General features: G+C 32.1%; 12 protein-coding genes. 6 read left to right on the forward strand and 6 right to left on the reverse strand.

Features of this window, described 5'->3' with window-relative positions:
• Window positions 1-166: 166 nt before the first annotated feature.
• From H6F32_RS16885 to H6F32_RS16900, 4 genes are all read right to left on the reverse strand, one after another.
• The gene (locus H6F32_RS16885; protein ID WP_190370469.1) at window positions 167-2,353 is read right to left on the reverse strand and encodes a DEAD/DEAH box helicase; all 2,187 of its coding nucleotides are present in this window, start codon (window positions 2,351-2,353) and stop codon (window positions 167-169) included.
• Window positions 2,354-2,453: 100 nt separating this feature from the next.
• A complete protein-coding gene (locus tag H6F32_RS16890) occupies window positions 2,454-3,782 on the reverse strand; it encodes an ATP-binding protein (RefSeq protein ID WP_190370470.1) in 1,329 nt (442 codons plus the stop codon).
• A 74-nt stretch (window positions 3,783-3,856) separates the two neighbouring features.
• Window positions 3,857-5,200, reverse strand: a complete 1,344-nt coding sequence (locus H6F32_RS16895; protein ID WP_190370471.1) for a tellurite resistance TerB C-terminal domain-containing protein — start codon at window positions 5,198-5,200, stop codon at window positions 3,857-3,859.
• Window positions 5,184-6,509 (reverse strand): ATP-binding protein, encoded by a 1,326-nt coding sequence (locus tag H6F32_RS16900; protein WP_190370490.1) that lies wholly within the window; start codon window positions 6,507-6,509, stop codon window positions 5,184-5,186. Before H6F32_RS16900 ends, H6F32_RS16895 begins: the two co-directional genes overlap by 17 nt.
• Before the next feature lie 675 nt (window positions 6,510-7,184).
• Between H6F32_RS16900 and H6F32_RS16905 the strand changes: the two genes are divergently transcribed.
• Together H6F32_RS16905 and H6F32_RS16910 are read left to right on the forward strand one after the other, a co-directional pair.
• Window positions 7,185-8,468 carry an aminoglycoside phosphotransferase family protein gene (locus H6F32_RS16905; protein WP_190370472.1) on the forward strand — a complete coding sequence of 428 codons (1,284 nt, stop codon included), beginning with the start codon at window positions 7,185-7,187 and terminating at the stop codon, window positions 8,466-8,468.
• A 42-nt stretch (window positions 8,469-8,510) separates the two neighbouring features.
• Window positions 8,511-9,587, forward strand: coding sequence for a T3SS effector HopA1 family protein (locus tag H6F32_RS16910; RefSeq protein ID WP_190370473.1), 1,077 nt, complete (start codon window positions 8,511-8,513; stop codon window positions 9,585-9,587).
• 158 nt (window positions 9,588-9,745) lie between these two features.
• Here H6F32_RS16910 and H6F32_RS16915 read toward each other — a convergent pair whose 3' ends face one another.
• Window positions 9,746-10,735 (reverse strand): glycerophosphodiester phosphodiesterase, encoded by a 990-nt coding sequence (locus tag H6F32_RS16915; RefSeq protein ID WP_190370474.1) that lies wholly within the window; start codon window positions 10,733-10,735, stop codon window positions 9,746-9,748.
• Between the two features lie 105 nt (window positions 10,736-10,840).
• On the opposite strand from H6F32_RS16915, the gene H6F32_RS16920 reads away from it, so the two are divergent.
• Window positions 10,841-10,987 carry a hypothetical protein gene (locus H6F32_RS16920; protein WP_190370475.1) on the forward strand — a complete coding sequence of 49 codons (147 nt, stop codon included), beginning with the start codon at window positions 10,841-10,843 and terminating at the stop codon, window positions 10,985-10,987.
• 78 nt (window positions 10,988-11,065) lie between these two features.
• Here H6F32_RS16920 and H6F32_RS16925 read toward each other — a convergent pair whose 3' ends face one another.
• Entirely contained in the window at window positions 11,066-11,584 is a 519-nt protein-coding gene (locus tag H6F32_RS16925; RefSeq protein ID WP_190370476.1) for a DUF29 family protein, read from the reverse strand.
• A gap of 104 nt (window positions 11,585-11,688) precedes the next feature.
• On the opposite strand from H6F32_RS16925, the gene H6F32_RS16930 reads away from it, so the two are divergent.
• The 3 genes from H6F32_RS16930 (at window position 11,689) to H6F32_RS16940 (ending at window position 15,859) form a co-directional block, all read left to right on the forward strand.
• A complete protein-coding gene (locus H6F32_RS16930; RefSeq protein ID WP_190370477.1) occupies window positions 11,689-12,345 on the forward strand; it encodes a Uma2 family endonuclease in 657 nt (218 codons plus the stop codon).
• Window positions 12,346-12,434: 89 nt separating this feature from the next.
• A complete protein-coding gene (gene ligA / locus H6F32_RS16935; protein WP_190370478.1) occupies window positions 12,435-14,501 on the forward strand; it encodes an NAD-dependent DNA ligase LigA in 2,067 nt (688 codons plus the stop codon).
• A 434-nt stretch (window positions 14,502-14,935) separates the two neighbouring features.
• Window positions 14,936-15,859, forward strand: a complete 924-nt coding sequence (locus H6F32_RS16940) for a DMT family transporter (RefSeq protein WP_190370479.1) — start codon at window positions 14,936-14,938, stop codon at window positions 15,857-15,859.
• The last annotated feature ends 93 nt before the right edge of the window (window positions 15,860-15,952 follow it).

Here is a 15,952-nt window from a genome sequence, read left to right on the forward strand (position 1 = left end):
CAACTGGTATGAAGTACAGAGGAATCTGTTTACTTTAGTTGTACGTGAGCATATTTTTGCTAATCTTAATAGCGATCGCATGATCTAGAATACATAGATAATGTTTTTTGTCAATGCGTAAGTCCTAAACACAACTTTATTTCTGACAATGAAAACGCCCTGGTTTTTAAAGGGGATCTAGGCGGATATCTGGATCAAAATAATCATAAATAAATGTTTTTCTCAGCAAAGCATCAGGGATAAATTCATCATACTTATTTATTTTTGGTGCTTCAATTCCTATAACTAAACATTCAGGAGAAATATTTTGTTGAGATAAAGAAGTAATTTGTGAATGCACAGATTTAACCTTCTCCTTGGGTAATTTTAAAGTCAAATAATAGGGATTTAAACCTCCAATAGTAGTAATTTCTAAAGACTCTCGACAAAAATTATTAATTAATCTTTCCAAAGTACGATAACCCACAGTTCCCAACCAAGGGAAAATACAACATCTACCATCATCTAATAAAATAATATTCTCTTTATCCTTCTCTTTATCCAAACCATATTTTCTAACTAATTGACGTACAGTAGATAATCGAGATATAGCATTTTTTTGTAAATAAGGATAATTGGCATCTTCTAATAAAATATCGCGCATTTTTCTTAAAATTTTACCATGAATATTACCAGCAGTACCACGCCAATAACTAGATTTATTATCATATATATCAGCTTTTGGATCCTGAACAATTTTCACTGAAATTACCTTTTTCTGCAAATCAACTTCTACAACTTGCCAATTTTTACCAGCTAACATTAATTGACTTCCCACAGTGGGAGGAATAACCACACTACCAATTTCTGCTTTACCATGTTTAACTAAAAATTCTTGACTATCAGCAAAAACAGCATAGAATTGAAATTTTCTCACCACTTTTTCTCCAGCTAAACCTAAAATTAATTTACCAGTTTCGTTTTTCTGAATATGATTAATATTGATTAAATGACGCAATAATAATAAATAATCATCCTGAGAAATGTTTTTAAAAGGTGCAAATTCTAACACTTGTTTAGCTAATTTTGCTGGAGAAATTTCCCCCATTGCTGTAATAATACTCATGGTTTGATGATAAAGTAAACTAAAAGGATATTGAATAGGATTAATTGGTTCAATCCATTTTTCTTCTAAATAAAGTTGAATAATCGCAATACATTGTAAAAATTGCCAAGGAATTTGATCAGGTAATAAACCATGATTTGACAATGGATTTTCTGCACAAATAAACCGCATATCCGCAGTTTCTCCTCTTCTTCCACTGCGGCCTAATCTTTGTAAAAAACTACTGACAGATAAAGGAGATTCTAATTGAATTACTCTTTCTAATTCTCCAATATCTATCCCTAATTCTAAGGTTAAAGTAGCAGCAGTTACTGCAGGTTTATCTGGTTGACGCATTGCGGTTTCTGCTATTTGTCTTAAACTTGCAGAAATACTACCATGATGCACATGATAAATATCAGGAAAACTCTGTTTTTTGGCAATATTACGTAAAGCAGTGATGATAGATTCTGTTTGAGTTCTATTATTAGCAAATATCAACGATTTACAAGATTTAGTTAAGTTAAAAATAGATTGATAATATGGTGAATTATGATCATATTTATCATCAAAAAAATGTTCTAAAGCTAGTTTAATTTGTCTTTTTTCTGTGTCTATTTGGGGAGTAACTACAGGTTTATTTGTTCCTGCACTTAACCATTTTTCTGCTAATGAATAATCTCCTAATGTAGCTGATAAACCAATTCTCCGAGGAGTAATTTTTGTCAAATATTCTAATCTTTGTAATTGACAAATAATTTGATCTCCACGTTGTGAACCCATAAAAGCGTGAATTTCGTCAATAATAATAAATTGTAAATTGCCAAATAATCTAGGAATTTCTTGATATTTATTAATTAGTAAACTTTCTAAAGATTCTGGTGTTATTTGCAGAATACCTTGAGGATTTTTTAAAACTTGATTTTTGCGATTTTGACTAACATCTCCATGCCAATGGTATACAGGAATTTGCGATAATTTGAGTAAGTTAGTTAATCGTGCAAATTGATCATTAATTAAGGCTTTAATTGGTCCAATATATAATACTCCGATAGTATTAACGGGTTGTTGATGTAATAAAGTTAAAACTGGTAAAAATGCAGCTTCAGTTTTTCCAGCAGCAGTGGTAGCAGCAATTAATAAATGGGCATCTGTTTCTAAGATTACCTGACAAGCAGCAATTTGTGCAGGTCTTAATTGTGTCCAATTTTGTTGATAAATGTATTCTTGAATAAAAGGTGCAAGTTGGGAAAATGTATTTTTATTCATACTATTTTTGAGGTAATATTTAGCAATTACGAAAAATTAATCTAGTACAGAATTAAGATCCCCGACTTAAGAAGTTGGGGATCTGACTACAACTATGAGGTTAAACTGTAAATTCAGCAACATCATCTTCATCTAAATCATCATCTTTACCTACTAATGTTGGCTGAAATTTCTCACTATGAATTAATTCAGAAAATGTAATTTGCGGATTTTGATAAATTACGTTTAAAACACTCATAAAATCTCGTACTATTTCCCCAGGAGTTAATAAAGCATCTGCCCCTAAGCGGTTAACTATCTCTTTCACAAATTCCTGTAAATCACTGTTCTTTAATGTTTGTTGATAACCAAAATTTACTGCATGAATTTCTGTTAATTTTTGCAATAATACAAGTATTGCGTTTTGACTTAAAGGATGTAATCTCATTACTGGACTCATGTATTCTTCAATGTTGGTTTGATTGGTAAAACGACTTTCTTTTGTGCGTCTTCTCCATGCAGGATCGGCAAATAATCCCCTATTTGGATCTTCTAAAAACTGGGTTGTACCACCAATGAAAATACCTAGATTTTCAGCTTTACACTGCATGGTATCATTAAACATTCCTAATAAGCGATTATAATTTTTCTCTCTGGTAATGCTAGGGGATATTTGATATAAATTTATGGCTTCATCTAAGAAAATTAATAATCCTTTATAACCTATTTCCGCAATAAATTTAGCTAGTAATTTAATATAATCATACCAACTTTCATCATCTATAATTACTCGCACCCCTAAAGCGGTTTTTGCTTCGGTTTTGGTATTAAATTCGCCACGCAACCAGCGTAAAGAAGAATTTTTTAAGTTATCATCATCTAAACGATAACCACGCCAATAAGCAATAATTACTGTGCCAAAATCAAAGCCATGTACTAAATCTTCTACATAAGTAATTACTTCTCTAATTTTGCTTTCTACTTGATCATCAAAGGTTTCATCATGGGGACGTAAACCGGTTTCTTTAGCCACTTCTTGTTGAATTTTATTAATCCAACCTTCTAAAATGGAAATTAAAGCACCTCCATCTGGACGGGTTTTTGTGGATAATCTGATCATTAATTCTCGATAGGTTGCCAACCCTTCGTTATGACTTCCTGCAAGTCGTCTTTGTGCAGATAAGTCAGCATCAGCTACTATAAATCCTTGTTCTATTGCCCGGTTACGCAACATTTGTAAGATGAAGCTTTTACCTGATCCATAGTTACCAATTATAAATCTAAAAGCGGCTATACCTTCGGATATATCTTGGATGTTTTTTAATAAACTTTGTATTTCTTTTTCTCTACCAACTGCTATATGTTCAAGTCCAATTCTGGGAACTACTCCTGCACTTAATGAGTTAATAATGGTTGTAGATACTTTTTTACTGATCTTTTGATTTGTCATATATTTTTATCCTTATTTTGTGTTTATATTATTCAGGTCCCCGACTTCTTAAAGAAGTCGGGGATCTCTGAACTTTATATCATTTTTTGTACCTTTAATAAATATTCACTACTTATTTTCGGTATTTCGTTATTTATTTCAATAATTATTTCTCCCAGGGTATTATGGGCTATTTCATTAATATCATCTATTAGTAGGTTGGGCATGGTAATATTTTTCTCGGCAATTTTTTTAATGGTAGTTTGGGGATTTTGTTCTGTGGCTATTGCTGTTAATATTACTATGTGATCTTGAGAGATTTTTCCTAGGAAGTTCTGCCATTCTATACCTAGATGATCACTATGATTTGCTAATTCATTATCTTGATCATAGGTTTCTAATATTTCGTCAAAGGGAAATAGTCCTAAGTTTTCTTCTTCTATGTTTTCTTTTGTGATATCTGAGGCGATCGCTGATGTTATGGTAACTGCATGATCTATGGTTTCTAGGGTTTCTATTTGTTGCAATAATTCCCATATTTGATTTTGCAATAAATCATGTTCTGTGCGTAAGATGGAAACTTGATTTTGCAGTTGATTAATTTCTACTTGTTTATCTATAGCTTGATTTTGTAAGTTACTTAAACTTTGTTCTAGGTTTTTATGAGTTTTATTAGTATCTAAAAGTAATTCTTTTTGGTGTCCTACTTCTAATTCCAATTTTTGATTTTCTAATCTTAATTCATAAAGTTTTTCTTCTAATTGTGGTTTTATTCTTTCTAATAGGGTAACATCAACTTCTAATTTTTCCTTTTCTGGTTTTAATATCTCAATTTGTGTTTGTATTTGACTTAGTTCTGTACGACAAACATTATAATTCATCTCGATGCGACGTTTTTCGGCAATGAGATTATTATAACTATTAGTAAGTTCAGAATTACTTTTTTCTAGATTATGAAATTCATTAGTTAGGCTATTAACTTCTAATTCTATCTTTTTTTTGTGGGCTGCATAATTTCCTATATCTCGATGTAGTCTATCTCTTTGACTCCGACATTGAGTAATTTTATTTTCTAATTTTTGGGTTTCACTATATAGCACTGTTTGATATTCTTCCAGTTGTTTAACTTCTCGAAAAATGCGATATTTTAACCCTTCTAAATCTCTAATATGTTTGTGTAATGAACCAATGATTTTTAGTTCATTATTCCGCCGACGTTTATCTACAAAAAATGCTGATGAATAGGTAGCTAAAACTGTAATTATAGCTGTAAAAAACGCTTTAGAAAAATCCCAGTTTGGGATTAAACTCAAACCAAAACTGGTGCTAAAGGCAGCTATTCCTAACAGAAATTGATAGTTCACACTACTGCTAGGATTTCTTTGAGGTTTGATTTTAACTAGTTGACTAGAGTTAGAGTTATTAGTGATTAATGTCATTATTCCTCACATTTTTTGATAAGACTAGATCGGCTTTGAGGAAGTCAATAAATTGTCTTGCAGTTCTACCAGAACGTCCATTGTGACGAGTTGCCCATTGTAACGCTTGGTATTCTAATTCATCGCTAGGAATATTGATTTCTGCTGCGTTTGCTAGGTGCTTAACAATTTGTAAATAGGTTGGTTGATCTGCGGCTGCAAAGGTCAGAGTCAGTCCAAAGCGATCGCTAAATGATAGCTTTTCTTGCATTGTATCCCATCCATGAACTTCCTCATGGTCTTTAGGTGTCGGTCTATCTTCAAAATACTCCCGGATCAGATGACGACGGTTTGAAGTAGCATATACAACCATATTATCTGGTTTTGCTGTTAAGTTACCCTCTAATACTACTTTCATGGCTTTAAAATTATCATCATCTTCTTCAAAGGAAAGATCATCAACAAAAATAATAAATTTCTGAGGTACTCCTCGCAATTGCTGAATAATTTGCGGTAAATCACGTAATTCAGACTTGGCTATTTCAATTAATCGCAGTTGTTTATGACCATACTGATTTATCAGAGATTTAACTAATGAAGATTTCCCCGATCCCCTACTTCCATACAGTAATACGTGCAGTGCTTTTTCTCCTGCTAGTAAAAACTCGGTATTTTTTACTAAAGCCTGTTTTTGCCATTCATAACCAACTAATGTATCTATTTTAACTAGATCAATATCATCTATGCCTAATAATTTTCCTTTTTGCCACATAAAAGCTAGATATTTAGCAAATAAACCTGTTCCATGTTTGTGATAATAAGCCGCTAAATTTTCTACAGCATCTCCCCAATTGTCCAAATTGGCAATAAATGTGATGAAATTCTCTTGTTTTGACTCTTGATACCAAACTACGGGGGATACTGGTAAATGTGCCGCATTTTGTACCCATTCACTCAAAACAGCACTATTACATTCATACAGACTTTGTAATATTTGCAAATCATGACGCGCTGCTGCTACTAACGCAGGAGGTAATTGACTAAATTCCTGTTTTTGTGCCAATTTTGTCAAGGGATTATCTGCCCAAAGAATTTGTTGAATGAGAAATTGTTCCCAATTTTGACCAGTGATAGCTAAAGATTGAAAATAAAGACCATAGGCCTGCAAACAGTCACGTCCATCGGCATCCGCATAACGAATAGTTTGCAAAAGATGAAGAAAAGACCTACCCACATCATTTTCTAACACGGATTGATATAGTAGAAGAGAGGCTGCTTGACGCTGGAAAAACTGCACTTTGGCATAGGATGAGGTGTGCGTGGTAAACATCATATACGGTGGAAAAGATGAATGTAGCTATTGCTATCTTAAATTAGAAAAGTGTTGCTGATGATCGTGGATTTATACTGATATTTCTTAATACTAATTATTGATTACTGTACAGTATATTACATCTCATCCTAGGGTGGGTCAGATATCAAAAATTTGTTTATTTGCCGGCATATAGGCTGACGCACCCTACAACTACTACAACTACAGATAAATAAATTAATAACAATAAAGTTATACCACAAGTAGGTTTGCAGGTTATTTCAGTATGATATTGTAACTAATAGTTGACCATTGGGAGATGATTATTGATAGCTGTTGTAAAAAAGAAAGATATTATAAGTAGTTGCCATAAGTAGCATTTTTCGTGCTTAATATTTATACTTAATCCTTGTCAAGATATTTGTGCCAATGGTCATATTTTCATTTTGGGTAGAAAGCTATACTATAGATAATGTAAAGTAAATGTTAAAATTATGTAGTTTGACTCTGAGGTTTTTCAGTAAAAAAAAAGTAGATATTGCCATTTTGGCAGGTATTTATGACACAAATGAGATATTAGTAGATATTAGGAAAGGTGAGGTAAAATTTTGACTATGCACCAGAACCTGGTAAAGTTATCTTAATCGTCCAGTGAGTAGCTGTTAGTTAAATTCAATTCATAGGAAATAATGTATGTTGTTATTACTATCTTCTCAAAATGTTATCCAGTATTTGCAAAAGTCAGGACTGTGTAGCCTAGAAGATCAAGCTGTCTATAAATCTATGTTGCCAGAAACCCAGGGTAAAAATCGCAATTTATTGGTGAACTTGGCAGGGGATAGCGCAAGTGCTGACTTGTCAATTCGCCAACTTTTGGTAAAACAAGAACAGCAAAATTCTAATATATATAATTGCCAGGAATTTTTTAATGAATGGTTGTTTAATCAGTTATTACAACAATTTCCAGAACTTGGTAATATAGGAGAAATTACCTCTTCATTAATTCACTTTGATCCAGAAAACTCTATCTTGGTGCGTAAGTACCTAAGTGAATATATTGAATTAAATAAATTTTACCAACACAGTAGTATTTTTGGTAACGTTTTTGACTCAGAAATAGCGATCGCTATTGGTACTACGTTAGCGGAATTACACCGTACTACATTTAATCAAAAAGAATACCGTGATTTTATGTCCACTGCACCCCAGGGACAGTACCGCTATAATTTTTACAATCCAGCACAGGGTATAGAAATAATCACACCTGATACTTTTAGTATCATACCCACAGAAGGGTGGCAATTTTATCTGGAGTATCAGCAAAATGAAAGAATAGAATCAGCGATCGCCGATTTATCATATCAGTGGAAACCATGTTGTTTAACCCATAACGATTTACACTTAAGTAATATTTTAATTCATTCTCGATGGCAACAACTAGATAATTGCTTAATTAAAATAATTGACTGGGAAGGTTGCGCTTGGGGCGATCCAGCCTATGATTTAGGAACATTATTAGCCAGTTACTTACATATTTGGCTCAGTAGTTTAGTAGTAGATATTACCTTAGATATCGGAGAATCCTTAGAATTAGCTATTATTCCCTTAGAGACGATTCAGCCAACAATAATCGCTTTAATTCGCGCTTACTTAGAAACATTCCCCAATATATTAGAAGAAAGACGGGACTTGATGCTACACATTATTCAATTTACAGGATTAGCATTAATTCACAGAATTAATCATAGTATTACCCAGCAAAAATACTTTGACAATACCCATTTAGCCATGCTAGAAATAGCGAAAAACCTATTAACAATACCAGAGAAATCAATATTAAATATATTTGGTATTTCAGCAACAGAAATATTGCAACCCATCACTAATTTACATAGTTTAGAAAAACTACCACAGATCCATAAAAAAGCGCAATTAATCCCAATTTTCCCTCAAAAAACCCGCCTTCGTGGTTGTTAGACTTTGCATATTTAGTATTAGTAATTTTCCACAGGTCAGATAATGATTAATTACACCACAGAGAAAACCTTTAATTCCCTATTAGATATTGCCAGTAATATCCAAATAGAACCAAATTTTTGTATTTACCATCCCCAATATCAACCATTTACCATACCCAGTAACCTAGCCAATAGATTTCAACAAAATCCATCATCATTACAACAGAAATATCTCAATTTATTATTGAGAAACTTCTTACATGGCATCTATTATAATGGGGCATTAAAAACCATATTATCTGCCAGTAATCAACATCAAGCAAAATTCAACTTTGATATTCATAGTAGCTTAGGAGTAGATACAGAATTTTATCAAAAACTCCATAATCATAATCATGGTATTGGACATTATGAACCGCAATGGCAAGTATTAAGAATAGAACCAGATGGTAGTATGGCAGTTACCAAAAATGGTTTAACATTATATATAGAACCAGAATGTCATCTAAGAAACAGAAAAAACCCCGCCAAAGTAGGAGAATTAATAGCAATTTGGATGCCCAAAAATCGCCTGCAAAATGGTTATTATATTGCAGTTAGTAACGTAGGAAAAGCCCAAGAATCAATAGAAAATAGTGATTTAGGTTTAGGAAGAATCTATTTTAATTTTAATCCTCAAGGTGCAATATCTGTTATGGATAAAATTACAAAAACCTTAAATAAATACACCATACCCTTTAGTTTTCAAGTGTTGTATAATCCTAATGTCTATGGACGTTATGATGCAGGAGTATTATATTTTGAAAGGGAAAATTATCCGGAAATTAGGGAAATTTTGCAAGTGATTTATCATGAAAATCAACAATATTTTAAACCAGAAATACCCTTATTTACTAAATATTTAGCGCCGGGATTAGGGTTAGCAGAAGAACCCCATCAAAAATTTGCCCCTCAAGAAAGTTTTGGTGTTAACCGTTGTCAAATTATGGCCAATGCGTTATTAGAATCTTGGGAAAAGGGTAAAAATGCCATTGAAGAAAAAATGATCATTATTCAACAACATTTTCAACAGCATTTTATAGATTTACAACATCCCTATCTTAATCCTGATTCTGTGGATATTTATCATCCACTTTGATACAGCAGTTTCCGTTATTATGCTGTAATATCTGACGCATCCTACAACAGATTTTCTAGTGTGACACTTGAGTAAGTTCTAAAACTGAATAAATTAGTATTTGTAAGATTAACATTCTTTTTTAATGCTGTAAATCCTGACATCCTGTGTATCCTGATTCAGATAACATAATCAGGAAAATCAGTAAATACCCCATCTATCCCCAATTCAAAAAATAACTTATATTCTAATTTTGGCTGATTTTGAAAATCCAATGGTAAGAACACATTTTCATTTCTAAAAGTCCAGCTATAAACCTGTAAATTGAGATTATGGGCATCGTTAATTAAAGATGTTGGTGTTAATAGTTTACCATGAATATCTCTAGGAACAACTAAATTTTTATGAACTGATATTCCTTGGGCATAATTACTTATTTTGGTTAATTCCTGCGGTGTAATTAAATCTTGATAAGTGCGAGAATCATGATTAACAATAAAATCATAAGGCTTACCAATATCATTAATTAATTGTACTAAAGGAAAATTTGTGATTTCTGTAATTTGGGATAGATTTTTTAAAGATTGTAAAAAACTCATTTCAAAACATTCAATAATTATCGGTAAATGAGTATTTTTTATATTACTTAAAGTTGTTAATAAAGGTTCTAACAAAGATAAACCAATAGAAGCAAAATAACTAGGATGTTTAACTTCTATACAAATACCAATATTTTTATCTATTTTACCTAATTCTTGATTTTTAGATGCTACTAAATTAATGATTTCTGGTAATGTACAAATGGGAAAATGATCATCATATTTTGCACTTTGGGGACGCAAATCAGGAATCCTTTCCTTAGCTTTTAAAGTTTTTAATTCTGCTAAAGTTAAATCTTCCGTAAACCAACCTATTTTAATTTCTCCATCAATGATTTTAGTAGTTTTTAAATGGGCAAATTCTGGTTTTTCTGCAATATTAGTAGTTTCAGAAATTTCATTTTCATGTCTAGCAATTAAAATACCATCTTTACTCATAACTATATCAGGTTCAATATAATCTACTCCTAAATTAATCGCTAATTCATAACTTGCTAATGTGTGTTCAGGAAGATAACCACTAGCACCACGATGGCCAATAATTAAAGGATGTTCAGTTAATTTTTTCATATTTTTTTAGTAGAAAAGTTATAAAATGTTGAGAATTATGATAGTTACCATGTAGTTTTTATAACCTGCGTTAAGATTATAGCATAAATTTCAGCAAGGCCAGAAATGTTAGGTTTACCAATGGATGCTAGTATTAGAATTAAGCCGAGTAATTTAGAAAAATATGCGGTATTTGTGCAAAGTACCTCAGCAAATCGCAAGTTAATGGCTAATACTCGGTTTTTATATGAGGTGGAAGATTGGCATAAATAATACATAATATTAGCAATAATATCGGATTCCGAGCTTTTTAAATAAGTCCGGGATCTTATTATTTCAAAATTTATAAAACTATATTTTTCCTAATTTCCAATCTTCACCTCCAGGTAACTGAATTAAATAATTATCAATAACTGCTGCTAATTCCTTCACTGAATAATTATAACTCAATTCTAATAAAATTTGAGTTTGATTAATTATCTGTTCTTGATCTACTATTTCTGCAATTTTAAAGGGACTATAAACACCATTCAAAACCTCTACACTAGCATCACGAATGGCGCTATCTATTCCCTCTTGAATATAAATATTCCATTCATTTTGATTAATATAATAGGATTTTTTATTTTCCTTGAGATTGAGTTTTTTAATTTCTATTAATGAATTGCGAATAGAAGCAGCCCAAGAATTTGTTACTCGTTGTTCAATTTGATTCTTAATCAAATGAATTAACAATATTTTTAAAAATGATTCTATATTTCTCAAAATAGCTTGTTTACCCATAGCTTCTAACTCATCTACAATAGCTAAAGCATCATTGTAACGTTGTTGTAAAATACAATTTCTTAAGTCCATTAATTCCTGTGTCATGGTTGTATTTACCTCAATTTTATTGAAGATACTTTTTTAATATAACATCAAATTACATTAAATGCTATACTAAGATAATAGTAAAAAATACGAGGTGAAGTCCTATGCTAACTCTAGCACCTACTAGCACCAACCGCACCATACTTAATCATATTTCCTGGCACACTTTTGAAAGCATTTTAATGGAAATAGGTAATCATCGTAATACCCGTTTAACCTATGATGAAGGAAGACTAAAAATTATCACTCCTTTAATGCCTCATGAACATAATGAAAGATTAATAGAAAAGCTAATTGATGCTTTATCTGAAGAACTGAATCTTAATTTGAACAGTATTGGTTCACTTACTTGTAAACGTCAAGATTTAGAAAAAGGTGTAGAACCTGATGCTAGTTTTTATATTGAAAATGAAGCGATAATGCGAAATAAACAAATTTTAGATTTAACTTTAGATTTAACTTTAGATTTAACTCAGGATCCACCTCCAGATTTAGTTATAGAAGTTGATTATACTAGTTCTTCTATTGATAAATTACCTATTTATTTGGCTTTAGGTGTTCCTGAAGTTTGGCGTTATGATTATCCTGTAATGCAAATTTATCATTTATCTGATGGAATTTATTTACTTTATAATGATTCTTCTACCTTTGCTAATTTACCTTTAAATACAGAAATTCTCCGTTTTTTAGCCCAAAGTTGGGAAATAGGAGAAACTCCTATGATTCGTTCTTTTCATAGTTGGATAAAATCACAAATCTAATATTATTAATTTAAGATCCCTGACTTCTTTAAGAAGTCGGGGATCTAACTGCTACTTTCATTTAATCTCATTTACTTGATTCTAAACTAATGAAACCAACTCAACTAGAAATAAAGCGTGCAAAAGAATTACGTGAATTATTACAACGAGCTAGTTATGCTTATTATGTTTTAGATAATCCAATTATGGAAGATACAGTTTATGATAGATTGTATCGAGAACTACAAGATATAGAGAGAAAATACTCAGAATTAATTACTCCTGATAGCCCTACTCAGCGTGTTGGCGAAAAACCTGCAACACATTTTACATCTGTACGCCATAATATTCCTCTTTACAGTCTGGAAAATGCTTTTAATATTACTGAGTTAGAAAACTGGAATCAACGTTGGCAAAGACATTTACCTTCTCAGTATTTAATAGTAGATACGGAATATGTAACAGAGTTGAAAATTGATGGTGCAGCTTTAGCTTTAACTTACGAAAATGGTATTTTAGTTAGAGGTGCAACTAGAGGTGATGGAGTTATGGGTGAAGATATTACTCAGAATGTTCGCACTATTCGTTCTATTCCTCTACGTTTGAATTTTGACTATTTAACAGGTGCTTTCAAAAATATTCCCAAGGTGGAGGTGCGGGGAGAAGTATTTTTACCTGTGGAGTTGTTTAGGCAAATTAATGAACGCAGAAAAAAGGACGGAGAACAGTTATTTGCTAATCCTCGTAATGCTGTAGCTGGTACCTTAAGACAGTTAGATTCTCGCATTGTTGCTCAACGTCAGTTAGATTTTTTTGCTTATACCCTCCATATTGCTGGTTTGGATGATGCTAGTGTTGCTGATACGCAATGGGAATCTCTGGAGTTATTGCAAAAGTTGGGTTTTCGTGTTGATACTAACCATAAACTTTGTCGTTCTATCGCTGAAGTGTCCGAATATTATGAGTATTGGGACACGGCAAGACTTAATTCTCCGTATATGACTGATGGTGTAGTAGTAAAATTAAATACTTTTAAATTACAAGAACAATTAGGGTTTACACAGAAGTTTCCTCGATGGGCTATAGCGTTAAAATATCCTGCTCAAGAAGCTCCTACCCGTGTAGAAAAAATAACTGTTAATGTTGGCAGAACTGGGGCTTTGACTCCTTTAGCCGAAATGCTACCAGTACAATTGGCGGGAACTACTGTATCTCGTGCTACTTTACACAATAGCGATCGCATTCAACAATTAGATATCCGTATTGGTGACACTGTAATTGTGAGAAAAGCAGGTGAAATTATACCGGAAGTAGTCAGAGTAATTAAAGAATTACGCCCCGCAGGTACACAACCTTTTATTATGCCGGTTAATTGTCCTGTATGTGGACAACCTGTGGTTAGAGAGTTAGGAGAAGCAGTAACAAGATGTGTCAATTCTTCTTGTGCAGCTATTTTAAAAGGAGAAATTGAACATTGGGTAAGTCGAGACGCTTTGGATATTAAAGGTGTAGGGGAAAAGTTAGTACATCAATTAGTAGATAAAAAATTAGTTCATTCTATCGCTGACTTATATGAATTGACAACAGCAAAATTATGTACATTGGAACGCATGGGAGAAAAATCTGCTGTAAAATTGGTCACTGCGATCGCTCAATCCAAAAATCAGCCCTGGCCTAAAGTATTATATGGTTTGGGTATTCGTCATGTCGGTAGTGTGAATGCTCAATTACTCACAGAAAAATTTACTAACGTGACACAACTAAGTAATGCTAGACAATCGGACATAGAAAATGTATATGGTGTTGGTCCAGAAATAGCTCAGTCAGTATACCAATGGTTTCGTATGACGGTAAATCAAAACTTAATTAGTCGCTTAGAATCAATAGGCTTACAATTTGCTAACCAGGAAGCAGCAAATGAGAATATGGAAAATAATCCTGAAAATCAAAAATTAGCAGGGAAAACCTTTGTTATTACGGGTACATTAACCACATTAAAAAGAGATGAAGCAAAAAAATTAATTCAACAAGCAGGAGGAAAAGTTACAGATAGTATTAGCAAAAAAACAGACTTTTTGGTAGTAGGAGAAGATGCAGGTTCAAAATTAGAAAAAGCGGAAAAATTAGGAATTATTCAATTAACAGAAACAGAATTATTACAAATGTTAAAATATTAATTTATGAATTAATCTGGAGGATTTGTAATATTGCTCAAGTTGGTGTAATAATGAAATAAAAAAGATTCCTGACTTCTTAGGCAATTTGGGTATCGGAATATTAACCGGATCAATACATTAATAGTTAGAATAATGAGTAGAATAGTCAGGAGTTACACAAAACATCATGAAAGTATGGGTAATTCATGAATTACGCCTATGAAAGAATGAGGGTTTTGATTAATTTGTGCGTAAGTCCTAATAGTAAGAAGTCCAAGACTTATGCAATTGGCACATTGGTAGGGTGTGATTCGACAAGCTCATCAACCACGTCCGACAGTATAAATCATGTAAATAACCAAATTGTTGATATCTGACGCACCCTGCAACAGATTTTTTAGTCTGACACTTGCTTAAGTCCTAAAGTCATTAAATATCCTACCATTTCCACATTAATGATACATCAAACTTCCGGTCGCTGGCGTTTAGGGTTAATTCTATCCCTCATTACATCTTTTTTATGGGGAATTTTGCCTATCGGTTTAACAATTACTTTACAAAAACTTGATGTTTATACAGTAGTTTGGTTTAGATTTTTAATGTCTTTTATAATATTATTAATCTATTTAACAGCTACTAAAAAATTACCTAATTTTCCCGAATTACAAAATACATCTACTAAATTATTAGCCACTTCTACCATATTTTTGGCAATTAATTACTTTCTATTTATGCAAGGTTTAGCATTAACCGCTCCAGCTAATGCTGAGTTAATTATTCAATTAGCTCAAGTGTTATTAAGTTTTGGAGGTTTATTCATTTTTAAAGAACGTTATACATTATATCAATGGTTAGGAGTGGGCATTTTAACCACCGGTTTTAGTTTATTTTTCCATGCTCAAATTACTAATATTCTTACTAGTAAAGGACAATATTTATTAGGTAGTGGTTTGATTGTTTTAGGAGCTATAGCTTGGGCAATTTACGCCTTAACGCAAAAACAATTATTGACATCTTTAAATTCTACTAAAATTACCTTAGTTATTTATGGTGGATGTGCTTTATTATTTACTCCCTTTGCTAAAATATCTACATTGTTTACTTTAGATATTTTTCATTTGATCATCTTACTATTTTGTGGGTTAAATACTCTTATTGCCTATGGTGCATTTGCCGAATCTCTCGAACATTGGCAAGCATCAAGGGTTAGTGCTGTATTGTCTCTTGCTCCTATTTTTACCCTTATATTTGTTTATATTATTAACTCATCTTTTCATAATATTATCCCTCCAGAACATATTACTTTAATAGGTATTATTGGCGCGTTTTTAGTTGTCATTGGTTCCATATCTATTGCTTTAGGAAAAATAGATAGTTGATCATTAATATCAAGATACCGGACTTCTTAAAGAAGTCCGGTATCTGAAATTTAGTATCCTTATAATACATTATCATACTGATGTATATGCAAC

Origin of the sequence: Anabaena sp. FACHB-1237, from assembly GCF_014696225.1 — a bacterium.
GTDB lineage: Bacteria > Cyanobacteriota > Cyanobacteriia > Cyanobacteriales > Nostocaceae > FACHB-1237.

Excerpts from the sequence above, each read along its gene's own strand:
- H6F32_RS16925 (WP_190370476.1), bottom strand. The coding sequence starts at position 11,584 with ATGACACAGGAATTAATGGACTTAAGAAATTGTATTTTACAACAACGT.
- H6F32_RS16920 (WP_190370475.1), top strand. The coding sequence starts at position 10,841 with ATGTTAGGTTTACCAATGGATGCTAGTATTAGAATTAAGCCGAGTAAT.
- ligA (WP_190370478.1), top strand. The coding sequence starts at position 12,435 with ATGAAACCAACTCAACTAGAAATAAAGCGTGCAAAAGAATTACGTGAA.
- H6F32_RS16890 (WP_190370470.1), bottom strand. The coding sequence starts at position 3,782 with ATGACAAATCAAAAGATCAGTAAAAAAGTATCTACAACCATTATTAAC.
- H6F32_RS16900 (WP_190370490.1), bottom strand. The coding sequence starts at position 6,509 with ATGTTTACCACGCACACCTCATCCTATGCCAAAGTGCAGTTTTTCCAG.
- H6F32_RS16885 (WP_190370469.1), bottom strand. The coding sequence starts at position 2,353 with ATGAATAAAAATACATTTTCCCAACTTGCACCTTTTATTCAAGAATAC.
- H6F32_RS16930 (WP_190370477.1), top strand. The coding sequence starts at position 11,689 with ATGCTAACTCTAGCACCTACTAGCACCAACCGCACCATACTTAATCAT.
- H6F32_RS16940 (WP_190370479.1), top strand. The coding sequence starts at position 14,936 with ATGATACATCAAACTTCCGGTCGCTGGCGTTTAGGGTTAATTCTATCC.
- H6F32_RS16895 (WP_190370471.1), bottom strand. The coding sequence starts at position 5,200 with ATGACATTAATCACTAATAACTCTAACTCTAGTCAACTAGTTAAAATC.
- H6F32_RS16915 (WP_190370474.1), bottom strand. The coding sequence starts at position 10,735 with ATGAAAAAATTAACTGAACATCCTTTAATTATTGGCCATCGTGGTGCT.
- H6F32_RS16910 (WP_190370473.1), top strand. The coding sequence starts at position 8,511 with ATGATTAATTACACCACAGAGAAAACCTTTAATTCCCTATTAGATATT.
- H6F32_RS16905 (WP_190370472.1), top strand. The coding sequence starts at position 7,185 with ATGTTGTTATTACTATCTTCTCAAAATGTTATCCAGTATTTGCAAAAG.